Genomic DNA, 12,608 nt, shown 5'->3' on the forward strand with positions numbered 1-12,608 from the left:
GCATCTTCAGGCCGCAGCGACCTTGCCGAGGAAGTACTCGTGGAACCGGTGCTCGCCCGTGATCTCGGGGTGGAAGCTCGTTCCGAGCAGGTTGCCCTGCTCGACGGCCACCACGCGACCGTCTGACAGCGTGGCCAGCGGTGTCGCGGCGGGGCCGACGGCATCCACCACCGGGCCGCGGATGAACACCGCGTGCACCGGCCGCTCCCCCAGTGCAGGAATGTCGAGATCGGTCTCGAACGACTGGTTCTGGGAGCCGAACGCGTTGCGGCGCACCGTGATGTCGAGGCCGCCGAGGGTCTGCTGCCCCTCGATGCCGTCGACGATGCGATCGGCGAGCATGATCAGCCCGGCGCACGTGCCGTAGACGGGCATCCCGGCGGCGATGCGGGCGCGCAGCGGCTCGAAGACGCCGAACGTGCGCGCGAGCTTGTCCATCACCGTGGACTCGCCGCCCGGGATCACCAGGCCGGCGATCCCGTCGAGATCCTCGGCGCGACGCACGAGGGCGACGTCGGCGCCGAGGGATGCCAGCACGCGGGCGTGCTCGCGGAAATCGCCTTGCAACGCGAGCACGCCGACGCGTACGTCAGCACCGGTCGACGACGCCGACTGGTCCCGAAGTGTCACCAGCCGCGCTCGGAGAGGCGGTGCGGTGCGGGGAGGTCGCCCACGTTGATGCCGACCATGGCCTCGCCGAGGCCGCGCGAGACCTCAGCGATCACCGACGGGTCGTCGTAGAACGTGGTGGCCTTCACGATGGCGGCGGCACGCTTGGCGGGGTCGCCCGACTTGAAGATCCCGGAGCCGACGAACACGCCATCGGCGCCGAGCTGCATCATCATCGCGGCATCCGCGGGGGTGGCCACACCGCCTGCGGTGAACAGCACGACGGGCAGGGTGCCCGTTTCGGCGATCTCGGCGACGAGTTCGTACGGCGCCTGCAGTTCCTTGGCGGCCACGTACAGCTCGTCCTTCGTCATCGACTTCAGGGCGTTGATCTCCGACGTGATCTTGCGGATGTGCTTGGTCGCCTCCGACACGTCGCCCGTGCCGGCCTCGCCCTTCGAGCGGATCATCGCGGCGCCTTCGTTGATGCGACGGAGAGCCTCGCCCAGGTTGGTCGCACCGCACACGAAGGGAGTGGTGAACTGCCACTTGTCGATGTGGTTCACGTAGTCGGCGGGCGAGAGAACCTCGGATTCGTCGATGTAGTCGACGTTCAGCGCCTGCAGGACCTGCGCTTCGACGAAGTGACCGATGCGCGCTTTCGCCATCACGGGGATGGAGACCTCGGCGATGATCGCTTCGATCAGGTCGGGGTCGCTCATGCGTGCCACTCCGCCCTGAGCGCGGATGTCCGCGGGCACGCGCTCGAGGGCCATCACGGCCACGGCACCCGCATCTTCTGCGATGCGCGCCTGTTCGGGGGTGACGACGTCCATGATGACGCCACCCTTGAGCATTTCCGCAAGGCCGCGCTTGACGCGGCTCGACCCGAGCTGGCCGGTGTTGCTGTCAGACATGCCTTCAATTCTAGGAGTGGCGGCGATGCTCTCGCTCACGCAGGATGTCCGGTCTTGCCCGCCCTGCATGACATGATCGATCGGTGAAGGTCCTCTCGATCCAGTCGGCGGTGGCGTACGGTCACGTCGGCAATTCCGCGGCAGTGTTCCCGCTCCAGCGCATCGGGGTCGAGGTGATCCCCGTCTACACGGTGAACTTCTCGAACCACACCGGATACGGAGCGTGGCGAGGGCCGCTGATCGCCCCCGCCGACGTCGCGGAGGTCATCGCAGGGGTCGAGGATCGTGGGGTCTTCCCCGAGATCGACGTCGTGCTCTCCGGCTATCAGGGCAGCGACGGCATCGGCGACGTCATCCTCGACGCGGTACGGCGCGTGAAGGCCGCGAACCCGGGCGCGGTCTATGCCTGTGATCCCGTGATGGGCAATGCCAAGTCTGGATGCTTCGTGGCGCCCGAAATCCCCGTGCTGCTGCGCGACCGCGTGGTCCCCGCCGCCGACGTCGTGACCCCCAACCAGTTCGAGCTCGGCTACCTGACCGACACGCAACCCGACTCGCTCTCCTCGACACTGGCATCCGTCGACGCTCTTCGCGCGTCCGGACCGGACGTCGTGTTGGTCACGAGCGTCGAGCGACCGGATCGCGAACCGGAGACGATCGAGATGCTCGCCGTCGACGGCGAGGGCGCCTGGATCGTGCGCACGCCGCTGCTGCCGATGAAGGCGAACGGCTCCGGCGATGTCACGGCCGCTCTCTTCACCGCGCACTACCGCGAGAGCGGGTCGGCGTCGCACGCGCTCGGACGCACCGTGTCCAGCGTGTTCGACCTGCTGACGCGCACGCATGAGTCGGGCGCGCGCGAACTGCAGCTCGTCGAATCGCAGGAGTTCTACGCCCACCCGCGCATGCAGTTCGACGTCGAGCAGGTGCGCTGAAGCGTCGGGTCCGGCCGCGCCGACTCGATCAGCGCGGCCAGGCGTCGGCGATCGACTGCCGCATCTCGCCGAGCAACTGAGGCACAGCCTTCGTGTGGGCGATGATCGGCAAGAAGTTCGCGTCGGCACGCCAGCGCGGCACGACGTGCTGGTGCAGATGAGAGGCGATGCCAGCACCGGCGATCTCACCCTGGTTCATGCCGATGTTGTATCCGTCGTTGCGGGCGACGGAGCGGATGACCCGCATCGCCGTCTGCGTGATCGTCGCGATCTCGTCGGTCTCCTCCGGCGTGGCGTCGTCGTACAGCGAGACGTGCCGGTAGGGGCACACCAGCAGGTGGCCGCTGTTGTACGGAAAAAGGTTCAGCAACGCGTACGCGTGCGTGCCACGGTGCACGATCAGCGCCTGCTCATCGGTCATCGTCGGCGCCGCGCAGAACGGGCACTCATCGCTGTGTGGCGACTGCTGGCCCTGCTGGATGTACACCATGCGGTGCGGCGTCCAGAGACGCTGGAACTCGTCGGGCACCCCCGCGAAGTGCGCGGCGTCCTCTACGTCCATGCGGTGACGACCTGCTCGTGGTCGCGGATCGACTGCAGGATGCGCTCGACGGCGTCCGCCACCGGCACGCCGTTGAGCTGCGACCCGTCGCGGAACCGGAAGCTCACCGACCCGTTCGCCCGGTCCTGCTCCCCCGCGATCAGCTGGAACGGCACCTTCTGGGTTGTCGCGTTCCTGATCTTCTTCTGCATGCGGTCGTCGGAGCGATCGACCTCCACGCGCACGGCGTGCGCTCTGAGCTGTCTGGCGACCTCGTCGAGATAGGGCGCGTACTCGTCGGCGACGGGGATGCCCACCACCTGCACCGGGGCGAGCCACACAGGGAAGGCACCGGCGTAGTGCTCCAGGAGAATCGCGAAGAACCGCTCGATGGACCCGAGCAGAGCACGGTGGATCATCACCGGCCGCTTGCGTGTGCCGTCGGCTGCCGTGTACTCGAGCTCGAACAGCTCGGGCTCGAAGAAATCGAGTTGCACGGTCGAGAGCTGCCAGGTGCGGCCGATGGCGTCCCTGGCCTGCACCGAGATCTTCGGACCGTAGAAGGCGGCTCCGCCCGGATCGTCGACGAGCTCGAGACCGGATTCGAGTGCGACCTGGCGCAGCGTCTCCGTCGCCTCTTCCCACACTGCGTCGTCGCCCACGTACTTGTCGGGGTCTTTCGTCGACAGCTCGAGGTAGAAGTCGCTCAGTCCGTAGCCGCGCAGTGTCTCGAGAACGAGTTCGAGCTGGGTGGCGATCTCCGCTTTGACCTGCTCGGGTGCGACGTACGCGTGCGCGTCGTCCTGGGTCAGACCGCGCACGCGGGTGAGGCCGGAGAGGGTTCCGCTCTTCTCGTAGCGGTAGACGGTGCCGAACTCCGCGAGGCGCAGCGGCAGTTCGCGGTAGCTGCGCCCGCGCGCACGGAAGATCAGGTTGTGCATCGGGCAGTTCATGGGCTTCAGGTAGTAGTCCTGGCCCTGCCTGACGACATTGCCGTCGGCATCCACTTCTTCGTCCACGTGCATGGGCGGGAACATGCCGTCGGCATACCACTCGAGGTGCTTGCTGATCTCGTAGAGGTGCGCCTTGGTGATGTGCGGTGTGTTGACGAGCTCGTAGCCGTTCTTGAGCAGCTGCGATCGCAGGTAGTCCTCGATCTCGTAGCGGATGATTCCGCCCTTGGGATGGAAGACCGCGAGCCCCGAGCCGATCTCGTCGGGGAAGGAGAAGAGATCGAGTTCGGCGCCGAGCTTGCGGTGGTCGCGACGTGCGGCCTCCGCCATGCGCTCCTGGTAGGCGCGCAGCTCGTCCTTCGTCGGCCAGGCGGTGCCGTAGATGCGCTGCAGCTGCGGGTTCTTCTCGCTCCCCCGCCAGTACGCTGCGGCGACACGGGTCAAAGCGAAGCCGTTGCCGATGAGGCGGGTGTTCGGCAGGTGAGGACCGCGGCAGAGATCCTTCCACACGACCTCGCCCGTTCTCGGATCGACATTGTCGTAGATGGTGAGCTCGCCAGCACCGACCTCGACGTTCTCGTTGTCTTGGCCGAGGGCATCCGCCGACGCGGAACCGCCCTTGAGACCGATGAGCTCGAGCTTGTAGGGCTCGTTCGCCAGTTCGGCGCGCGCCTCGTCGTCCGTGACGACCCGACGCACGAAGCGCTGGCCCTGGCGCACGATCCGATCCATCGCCTTCTGCAGCGCCTTGAGATCGTCGGGAGTGAATGACTCCGCGACGTCGAAGTCGTAGTAGAAGCCGTCGGTGACGGGCGGGCCGATGCCGAGCTTCGCCTCCGGGTTGACCGACTGCACGGCTTGCGCGAGCACGTGTGCGGTCGAGTGCCGCAGGATGTTCAATCCGTCGGGCGAGTCGATGGTCACCGGAACGACGTCATCCGTTGTCGTGACGGTCGTGGCAAGATCCTTCAGCTCGCCGTTGACGCGCATGGCGACAACGGAGCGGTCGGGGAAGAGCTCGAAACCGTCCGGCACTGGTCCACTCCAGGATGATCAGGGAAAAAGGGATGCCTACCAACTTTAGTCTGGTCGCGCCCTCGGTCTGTGCAGGCGCCGAGCAGCGTCACCGCCCGAGGGTGCGGCTGAGAACAGGTCTCAGGCGGCGCTGAGGCCGAGCACCGGTGCGAGCGCATCGAACGCTCGAGTCAGCCCCTTGGTCAGGTTCGGGCCGACATGTGCGACCCCCGGAATCGTGTAGATCGAGACGTTCATCCCGGCTTCGCGCGCGTCGGCCGCGAGCTGCCTCGTCTGAGGACCGAAGGCGGCGTCGAGCGCACCCGTCGTGAACACGGCGTGGACGCTCTTGTAGAGCGATGATCCGTGATGCGCGGCGAGGATGGCCTGCGGCTTGTCGGCGTTCCATGCCGCGCTGTTGCCGCCGTACACGGTCTCGAGCACCTTCTGCGAGTAGTGGGTGCCCGGATAGAGCTCGGGTGAGACGGCCATCAGATTGCCGAACACTCCCGGTTCTTGTGCCGCGTACTTGACAGCGCAGGTCGCACCGTTCGAATAGCCGGCGATGACCCAGTCACGAGGGTTCTCGATGACGCGCAGGTGGGCTTTCGCCCAGTTGACGACATCGGTCTTGATGTAGGTGGCTGCGTGACCGAGCGCCGTCGAGTCGGCGCATGCTGGGTCAGCGCCGTGTCCGATCTGATCGGCGACGATGACGATCGGAGCGAGCCCGTGGTGGCTGTGAGCGAAGGAATTCATCACGGTCGAGATGGGACCGGCGTCCGGTGTGCCCGGGTAGCCCATCATCATGATCACGAGCGGAAGCGCAGGGGCGTCCTTCACGAGTGCCGCGGGAGGCAGATAGAGGCCGGCTTCCCTGGCGTGGAACTTCGACACGGTTGCCGGAATGACGACGGTGCCCGTCTTGCCGTCCTCGGGCATGGAGCGCGGCGGAACCCAGGTCTCTGCGAGTGAAGTCGTGCCCGCTGTCTCCGTCGAGGTCGCCTTCGGCAATGCGATCGGATTTCGCACGACCACCCCGAGCAGGTCGCCGACGGTGTTGTCGAGGCCGAACGCCGCGTTCACCTGCACGGTGCCGGCGACGGCGAACACCAGGATGCCGAGGACGGCGAGCACACGGCGCCACCAGCCGGTCTTCCACAGGCTGACGATCGCGAGCCCGATCGCGGCGAAGGTGACGACGGTCCACACGGCGGCGTCGACCGGCAACGGGATCTCGAACAACGATGTGGCGTCGGCCACCCACACGACGATGAGGCTGATGAGGGCCGCTGCGAGCGCTCCTGACGCGGCGAGCAGCAGCCAGCGCTTTCTCGGCGCACGAGCGAGCAGGATCACGATGAACAGTGCAGCGAGCACCGTGAGCAGCCAAGGCACGGGGCCGCCGATGATCTGGGTGTTCAGCAGGGTGTTCACGTGTTCCTCCTCTCAGGTCGGCTCTCACGCTAGAACGCGCAAGATCGTGGGCCGCTGTGCGCGGTGGAGGCAGCGCTGAAAGTTCGATCATCGAGAGATATCGGAATTCCACGCGAATTCCGATAGAACGCTGTGCGCGGCCGGCTCGGCGACACCGTGAGCAGAAAGCCCAATAATGCACGGACTCCGCCGGATACACGAAAACCCCCGGAATTCCGGGGGTTTGTCTGTGCGCGATACTGGGATCGAACCAGTGACCTCTTCCGTGTCAGGGAAGCGCGCTACCGCTGCGCCAATCGCGCTCGTATGAGCTGTTCAGTTGTGTGGAGGTTGTCACGACACTGGAGGTGGCGACGGGATTCGAACCCGTGTATACGGCTTTGCAGGCCGCTGCCTCGCCTCTCGGCCACGCCACCGTGTGTGGGTTCGTGTGTGGCTTCCCACATCCTTGCATCGACCGATGGTCGACTCACACTCGAGCGGATGACGAGACTCGAACTCGCGACCCTCACCTTGGCAAGGTGATGCGCTACCAACTGCGCCACATCCGCGTTTGCTTCGCATTTCTGCGTGCTTTGAAACTGTAGCGGATGATCTGCCGGATGTTCAAACTGAGCCCGGTGCGCCGGCATCCCGCGCGTGTCGCCCGCGGAGACGCGCCCGGCCGTCATCGCCGATGTGCGCGGCGTGCCCTTCGTCCGCTAGTATCGGTACCCGCGGCGCACGAGGAATTCGGTGCACTCGCGGGCGATTGGCGCAGTTGGTAGCGCGCTTCCTTCACACGGAAGAGGTCATCAGTTCGAGTCTGGTATCGCCCACCACGAACGAAGCCCCCTGACTCGTCAGGGGGCTTCGTCGTTGTCGGGGCTCGCGGCTACGCGTCTTCGAGAACGTACCCTTCCTCACCGTGAACGATCGTGTCGACGCCGGCGATCTCGTCCTCGGTCTTGACGCGGAATCCCATCGTCTTCTGGATCACCCAGCCGATCGCGTAGGCGAGCACGAACGAGTAGATCATCACGCTGAAGGCGCCGATGGCCTGGGCGCCCAACTGCTGCAGACTGCCGCCGTAGAGCAGGCTGGAGTATGGCTTGGAAGCATCGCCGTCCACGTGTGTGAGGCCGAACACTCCGATGTAGAGCGTGCCGATGACGCCTCCGATGAGGTGGATGCCCACCACGTCGAGCGAGTCGTCGAACCCGAGCTTGAACTTGAGGTCGATCGACACGGCGCAGATCGCGCCGACGAGCAGGCCGAGCACGATGGCCCAGAACGGCGTGAGGATGTTGCAGGCCGGCGTGATCGCGACGAGTCCGGCCACAGCACCGGAGGCCGCGCCGATCGACGTCGGTTTGCCGTCCTTGATCCGCTCCACGACGAGCCAGCCGATCGTGGCCGCAGCCGGAGCGGCGAGCGTGTTCACCCAGGCGAGTGCCGCCACGCCGTCCACCGCGGCCTCGGAGCCGGCGTTGAAGCCGAACCAGCCGAACCAGAGAAGGGCTGCGCCGAGGAGCGTGAGCGGCACATTGTGCGGCTTGTTCATGCCCTTCTGGAAACCGACGCGCTTTCCGAGCACGAGAGCGAGCGCGAGTCCCGCGGCTCCAGCGTTGATGTGCACGGCGGTGCCGCCGGCGAAGTCGTTCACGTGCAACACGGAGGCGATCCAGCCGTCCTGCAGGTTGAAGACCCAATACGCGACCGGAAAGTAGACGACGGTCACCCAGATGCCGGCGAACACCATCCAGGCGCCGAACCGGGCACGGTCGGCGATGGCGCCCGAGATCAGCGCCACGGTGATGATCGCGAAGGTCGCCTGGAACCCGGCGAACGCCAGAGTGCTCAGGTCGGGCGTCGCACCGTCTTTGCCCAGCAGTCCGGCGAGTCCCCAGTCGGGAGTGCCGAGAAGATGCGGGATCAGCGGTTTGCCGAACGAGAGACCATAGCCGTACAGCACCCAGAGCACACCGACGATGGCGATGGCACCGAAGCTCATCATCATCATGCTGATCACGCTCTTGGCCTTGACCATTCCGCCGTAGAAGAAGGCCACGCCGGGCGTCATCAGCAGAACGAGGGCCGCAGCGACGAGCAGCCAGAGCGAGTTCACGCTCGTCTGCGCGTCGTATGAGGCCGCGATGTGGAACAACATAAGGGGTCTCCCTCTCGACGAAACCGATATGCCGTCACCGTCTGGCTCGGGTGCAGAGTCCTGGTGCGGACTCGGACAGCCGGATGACTCGGTGAGGTGTCGTCAGTCTGCTTCCGACAGATTTCGTGGGAGGAGTCGCGTTGTTTCGTCGCCGTTACGGTGGCGCCCCGAATGTGAACACTGTGTTTCGCGGCGGAGGGAAGTCACCGCTGATCTGCGTGGAGGATGCCGTGCGCAGGCATCCGCATGCATTGGTTCAGTCGTGCGGGGGCAGCTCGCCCGCGGTCAGGGCGATGAGCCGGGAGGTGGCTCTGAGGTACTTCTTGCGGTAGCCGCCCTGCAACATCTCCTCGTCGAAGACGTCGTTGAGCGGAACGCCGCTCGCGATGATCGGGATCTCCGCGTCGTAGACCCTGTCGATGAAGGCGACGAACCGCAGGGCTTCCATCTGATCGTGCAGTTGCTGCACGTCGGCGAGCGCGATGACATCGACTCCGGCGATGAGCTTGACGTATTTCGATGGATGCACCGTGGCGAGGTGGTCGACCACGTCGCGAAAGCGGTCTGCCGTCACGTGCTCGCCACGGGCGCTGATCGCCGAGACCGTCCGTGCCAGCGTGTCGTCGTCGACGCTGGCCGCCGTGCCGGAGACGTCGCGTCGGCGATAGTCGAGGCCGTCGATGCGTACCGTCTCGAAATGGGATGACAACGACTGGATCTCGCGCAGGAAGTCGGAAGCGGCGAAGCGTCCCTCCCCCAGCGCCTGCGGCGGGGTGTTCGATGTGGCGGCGATGCGTGTGCCACTGCCTACGAGTGCGCCGAGCAGCCGGGTCATCATCATCGTGTCGCCGGGATCGTCGAGCTCGAACTCGTCGATGCAGATCAGCTTCGAGCCGCGCAGCAGGTCGATGGTCGGCTGGAAGCCGAGCGCGCCGACCAGTGCCGTGTACTCGATGAACGTGCCGAAGTATTTCGGCGCGGGGGCCTCGTGCCAGAGCGCCGCGAGCAGGTGTGTCTTGCCGACTCCGAAGCCGCCGTCGAGATAGACGCCCGGCTTGTGCTCCACCTGTTTCTTCCGGCCCCAGCCGAAGAAGCCGCCGGGCTGCGGCGGCTCCCACGTGCGGGCGAACGATCGGAGGGTCTGCACTGCCGAGGCTTGCGACGGGAATTCCTTGTCCGGCCGATACGAGTCGAACGTGGCAGTGTGGAACTGAGGCGGCGGCACGAGTTCGGCCGCGATCTCGCGCCCCGTGATCGATGGCGTCACTTCGGTGAGGCGATCGGCTGCGGGCAACGCGTTCGCGGTCATGTGATCCTTTGTGTCGAAGTCTTACAGTCGCCCTGCGCCGCGGCACGGGGCGTGCGTAAGTTCGCGTGAGGACGGCGTCAAGCCTAACCGGACGGTCTCGCCCCCGATCACCGCCCGCACACCCACCAACAGGAGGAAACCATGACCGTGGGATTCGACGATTCCGCGAAGTTCGCCGAGTACGCGCATCCGGAGAGGCTGGTCAGCACGCAGTGGCTGGCCGAACACCTCGGTGACGAGGGGCTCGTCGTGGTGGAATCCGACGAAGACGTGCTGCTCTATGAAACCGGTCACATCCCCGGTTCGGTGAAGATCGACTGGCACACCGACCTCAACGACCCCGTGCTGCGTGACTTCGTGTCGGGCGAGCGGTTCGCCCAGCTGGTCGGTTCCAAGGGCATCGGGCGCGACACCACGGTCGTCATCTACGGCGACAAGAACAACTGGTGGGCCGCGTACGCGCTTTGGGTGTTCACCCTCTTCGGACACGAAGATGTCCGGCTGCTCGACGGCGGCCGCGACAAGTGGATCGCCGAGGGTCGCGAGCTGACCACCGACGCTCCCACGCCGGCGGCCGTCGAGTATCCCGTCGTCGAGCGCGATGACTCCGTGGCACGCGCTTTCAAGGAGGATGTGCTCGCCCACCTCGGCCACGGTCCGCTGATCGATGTGCGGTCGCCGGAGGAGTACAGCGGTGAGCGCACCGAGATTCCCGGCTACCCGACCGAGAGCGCTTTGCGTCCCGGCCACATCCCCTCGGCCGCCTCGGTGCCGTGGGCGCGGGCCGCCGCACCGGATGCCACGTTCAAGGACCGCACAGACCTCGAAGCGATCTACCGGGGCGAGGCGGGCCTTGCCGATGGCGACGACGTCATCGCGTACTGCCGAATCGGTGAGCGCTCGAGCCACACCTGGTTCGTGCTCACGCATCTGCTCGGCTTCGAGAACGTGCGCAACTACGACGGCTCGTGGACGGAGTGGGGCAGCGCGGTTCGGGTGCCGATCGTCAAGGGCACGGAGCGGGGCACGGTTCCGGCCGTCTGAGCCCACGATCCGAATTGCGGTGGCCGCGGAGTGTGACGCTCCGCGGCCACCGCACCGTCGGCGACGCGCCCGGCGCCGCATGAGAGACTGGATACCTGATGACGACCTCCGCCATTCCCGCTGCATTGCAAGAGATCCGAGACGAATTCCTCGCGCTCGATCTGTCCGACCGTCTGCAGCTTCTGCTCGAGTTCTCGGGTGAGCTGCCCGAGCTCCCGGAGCGGTACCGCGATCATCCTGACCTGTTCGAGCGCGTCGTCGAGTGCCAGTCTCCTGTCTTCCTCTTCGTGGAGATCGGCGACGACGAGACCGTCCAGCTCTTCGCGACCGCTCCGCGCGAATCGCCGACCACGCGGGGTTTCGCGTCGATCCTCGTGCAGGGACTCTCCGGCCTCTCCGCCGACGAGGTGTTGGCGATCCCGGACGACTACCCGCAGGATCTCGGTCTCGTCGAGGCCGTCTCACCGCTTCGTGTGCGCGGCATGACCGCGATGCTCGGCAGAGCCAAGCACCAGGTCAGGGTCAAGCGTCGTCCGTGAGCGAGAGTTCGAGCTGATCGAGCCAGTCGCCGATCGCGGCGTTCCAACGCTCTGGATCGATGTTCCAGAGCTTGGTGTGCTTGCCCCTGGCGAAACGCTCGAACGTGACGATGTCGGGTCGCTGCTCCGCGAGCAGCCGCGAGCCGCCGGCCGGCACGTAGCCGTCGTCGTCGCTGTGCATCAACAGAATGGGGACGGCAAGTTCCCCGGCTCGGACCGTGAAGTCGAGCGTGTTCAGGCCGATGGGAGCATCCTGTCCCACGAGCCCCTTCGCCCAGCCGGAGTCCAGGAGCACCAGAGCGCCCTGGGTGACGGGGCGTGGCAGGCGCATTTCGCCGGCCTGGAAGTCGAGTGTCTCGACCCAGTCGATCACCGGCGAATCGAGAACCATCCCGCGCACGCTGTCCGCGTGCGGTGACCGCACCGCCGTCTGCAGCACGGCAGCGCCACCCATCGACCAGCCGAACAACACGATGTGTCGGGCTCCGTTGCGGAGCGCGTAGTCGAGCGCGGCATCCACGTCGCGCCACTCCGTGCCGCCGAGACCGTAGCGACGGTCAGGGCTGTCCGGGGCATCCTCGTCGTTGCGGTAGCTGACAGCGAGGCTCGTGTAGCCCTTCTCGTGGAAGACGGGCATCGCCCGAAGGGTCTCCTGGCGTCGCGCTCCCCTGCCGTGCACGTGGATCGCCCACCGGTCGGTCCGCTCTGCCGCCGGAAAGAGCCAGGCAGGAGCGGCGCCGCCGTCGGTGGAGACATCAACGCTGCGCACGGCGAGTCCGAGCTCGTCGGGCGACGTGTAGTACCAGCCGGAGAGCCGCCCCGTCGTGGCCGCCTCGATGTCGCCCCAGACGACCTCCTCGAGGATGCGCGTCACGGCGCCCGTATCGTCCATCGCGAGGATGTCCCCGAGCCGCGCGTATCCCTGGTCCTGCGAGAACCAGAGACCGTATCGTCCTGGAACCCGCAGCGCGTCCCCCGTGCCGCCGAGCCTGATCGTCGAGAGGTCGTCGGCGACGGAGAGGATGCGCACGTCCTGCTTCCTGCGCCGTATCGGCGTCACGACGTGCCTGGCGACCGCCGTCGAGGCGGCGACGTATGCGGTGGCCCCTGCCGCGGCGACGCCCGCCAGCACGGCGATCGGAACCAACACTCTGCCCAGCC

11 protein-coding genes and 4 tRNA genes are annotated in these 12,608 nt (G+C 66.4%); 4 read left to right on the top strand and 11 right to left on the bottom strand.

Going from position 1 to position 12,608, the window contains the following annotated elements:
* Positions 1–6: 6 nt before the first annotated feature.
* Both pdxT and pdxS read right to left on the bottom strand, forming a co-directional pair.
* Entirely contained in the window at positions 7–630 is a 624-nt protein-coding gene (gene pdxT, locus FPZ11_RS02820) for a pyridoxal 5'-phosphate synthase glutaminase subunit PdxT (RefSeq protein ID WP_246846499.1), read from the bottom strand.
* On the bottom strand, positions 627–1,526 hold the full coding sequence (gene pdxS / locus FPZ11_RS02825; RefSeq protein ID WP_146322656.1) for a pyridoxal 5'-phosphate synthase lyase subunit PdxS: 900 nt from the start codon (positions 1,524–1,526) through the stop codon (positions 627–629). The genes pdxT and pdxS overlap by 4 nt, the downstream gene beginning before the upstream one ends.
* An 83-nt stretch (positions 1,527–1,609) precedes the next feature.
* On the opposite strand from pdxS, the gene pdxY reads away from it, so the two are divergent.
* Positions 1,610–2,461 carry a pyridoxal kinase PdxY gene (gene pdxY / locus FPZ11_RS02830; RefSeq protein WP_146318202.1) on the top strand — a complete coding sequence of 284 codons (852 nt, stop codon included), beginning with the start codon at positions 1,610–1,612 and terminating at the stop codon, positions 2,459–2,461.
* A gap of 28 nt (positions 2,462–2,489) precedes the next feature.
* On the opposite strand, the gene FPZ11_RS02835 is transcribed toward pdxY, so the two are convergent.
* The 6 genes from FPZ11_RS02835 to FPZ11_RS02860 all read right to left on the bottom strand — a co-directional run bounded on the left by FPZ11_RS02835 (position 2,490) and on the right by FPZ11_RS02860 (position 6,957).
* Positions 2,490–3,023, bottom strand: a complete 534-nt coding sequence (locus FPZ11_RS02835) for an HIT family protein (protein WP_146318204.1) — start codon at positions 3,021–3,023, stop codon at positions 2,490–2,492.
* Positions 3,014–4,990, bottom strand: coding sequence for a threonine--tRNA ligase (thrS, locus tag FPZ11_RS02840; RefSeq protein WP_246846500.1), 1,977 nt, complete (start codon positions 4,988–4,990; stop codon positions 3,014–3,016). The genes FPZ11_RS02835 and thrS overlap by 10 nt, the downstream gene beginning before the upstream one ends.
* Before the next feature lie 120 nt (positions 4,991–5,110).
* Complete coding sequence (locus tag FPZ11_RS02845) at positions 5,111–6,406, bottom strand: alpha/beta hydrolase (protein ID WP_146318206.1); 1,296 nt, start codon at positions 6,404–6,406, stop codon at positions 5,111–5,113.
* Between the two features lie 230 nt (positions 6,407–6,636).
* Positions 6,637–6,708, bottom strand: a tRNA-Val gene (locus FPZ11_RS02850).
* A gap of 40 nt (positions 6,709–6,748) precedes the next feature.
* A tRNA-Cys gene (locus tag FPZ11_RS02855) sits at positions 6,749–6,822 on the bottom strand.
* Positions 6,823–6,884: 62 nt separating this feature from the next.
* Positions 6,885–6,957 (bottom strand) — tRNA-Gly (locus tag FPZ11_RS02860).
* A 194-nt stretch (positions 6,958–7,151) separates the two neighbouring features.
* On the opposite strand from FPZ11_RS02860, the gene FPZ11_RS02865 reads away from it, so the two are divergent.
* Positions 7,152–7,227: transfer RNA gene (locus FPZ11_RS02865), tRNA-Val, on the top strand.
* A gap of 53 nt (positions 7,228–7,280) precedes the next feature.
* Here the strand turns inward: FPZ11_RS02865 and FPZ11_RS02870 are convergent.
* Together FPZ11_RS02870 and zapE are read right to left on the bottom strand one after the other, a co-directional pair.
* Complete coding sequence (locus FPZ11_RS02870; RefSeq protein WP_146318208.1) at positions 7,281–8,555, bottom strand: ammonium transporter; 1,275 nt, start codon at positions 8,553–8,555, stop codon at positions 7,281–7,283.
* A 256-nt stretch (positions 8,556–8,811) separates the two neighbouring features.
* Positions 8,812–9,864, bottom strand: a complete 1,053-nt coding sequence (gene zapE, locus FPZ11_RS02875; protein ID WP_146318210.1) for a cell division protein ZapE — start codon at positions 9,862–9,864, stop codon at positions 8,812–8,814.
* A 141-nt stretch (positions 9,865–10,005) separates the two neighbouring features.
* Between zapE and FPZ11_RS02880 the strand changes: the two genes are divergently transcribed.
* Both FPZ11_RS02880 and FPZ11_RS02885 read left to right on the top strand, forming a co-directional pair.
* On the top strand, positions 10,006–10,908 hold the full coding sequence (locus tag FPZ11_RS02880) for a sulfurtransferase (RefSeq protein WP_146318212.1): 903 nt from the start codon (positions 10,006–10,008) through the stop codon (positions 10,906–10,908).
* 98 nt (positions 10,909–11,006) lie between these two features.
* Positions 11,007–11,447 carry a SufE family protein gene (locus FPZ11_RS02885; protein WP_146318214.1) on the top strand — a complete coding sequence of 147 codons (441 nt, stop codon included), beginning with the start codon at positions 11,007–11,009 and terminating at the stop codon, positions 11,445–11,447.
* Here FPZ11_RS02885 and FPZ11_RS02890 read toward each other — a convergent pair.
* Entirely contained in the window at positions 11,431–12,597 is a 1,167-nt protein-coding gene (locus FPZ11_RS02890; protein WP_168203721.1) for an alpha/beta hydrolase family protein, read from the bottom strand. The two genes, FPZ11_RS02885 and FPZ11_RS02890, sit on opposite strands and share 17 nt — an antisense overlap.
* Between the last annotated feature and the right edge of the window lie 11 nt (positions 12,598–12,608).

It is taken from the genome of Humibacter ginsenosidimutans, assembly GCF_007859675.1.
In the GTDB taxonomy this organism is placed as follows: Bacteria; Actinomycetota; Actinomycetes; order Actinomycetales; family Microbacteriaceae; genus Humibacter; species Humibacter ginsenosidimutans.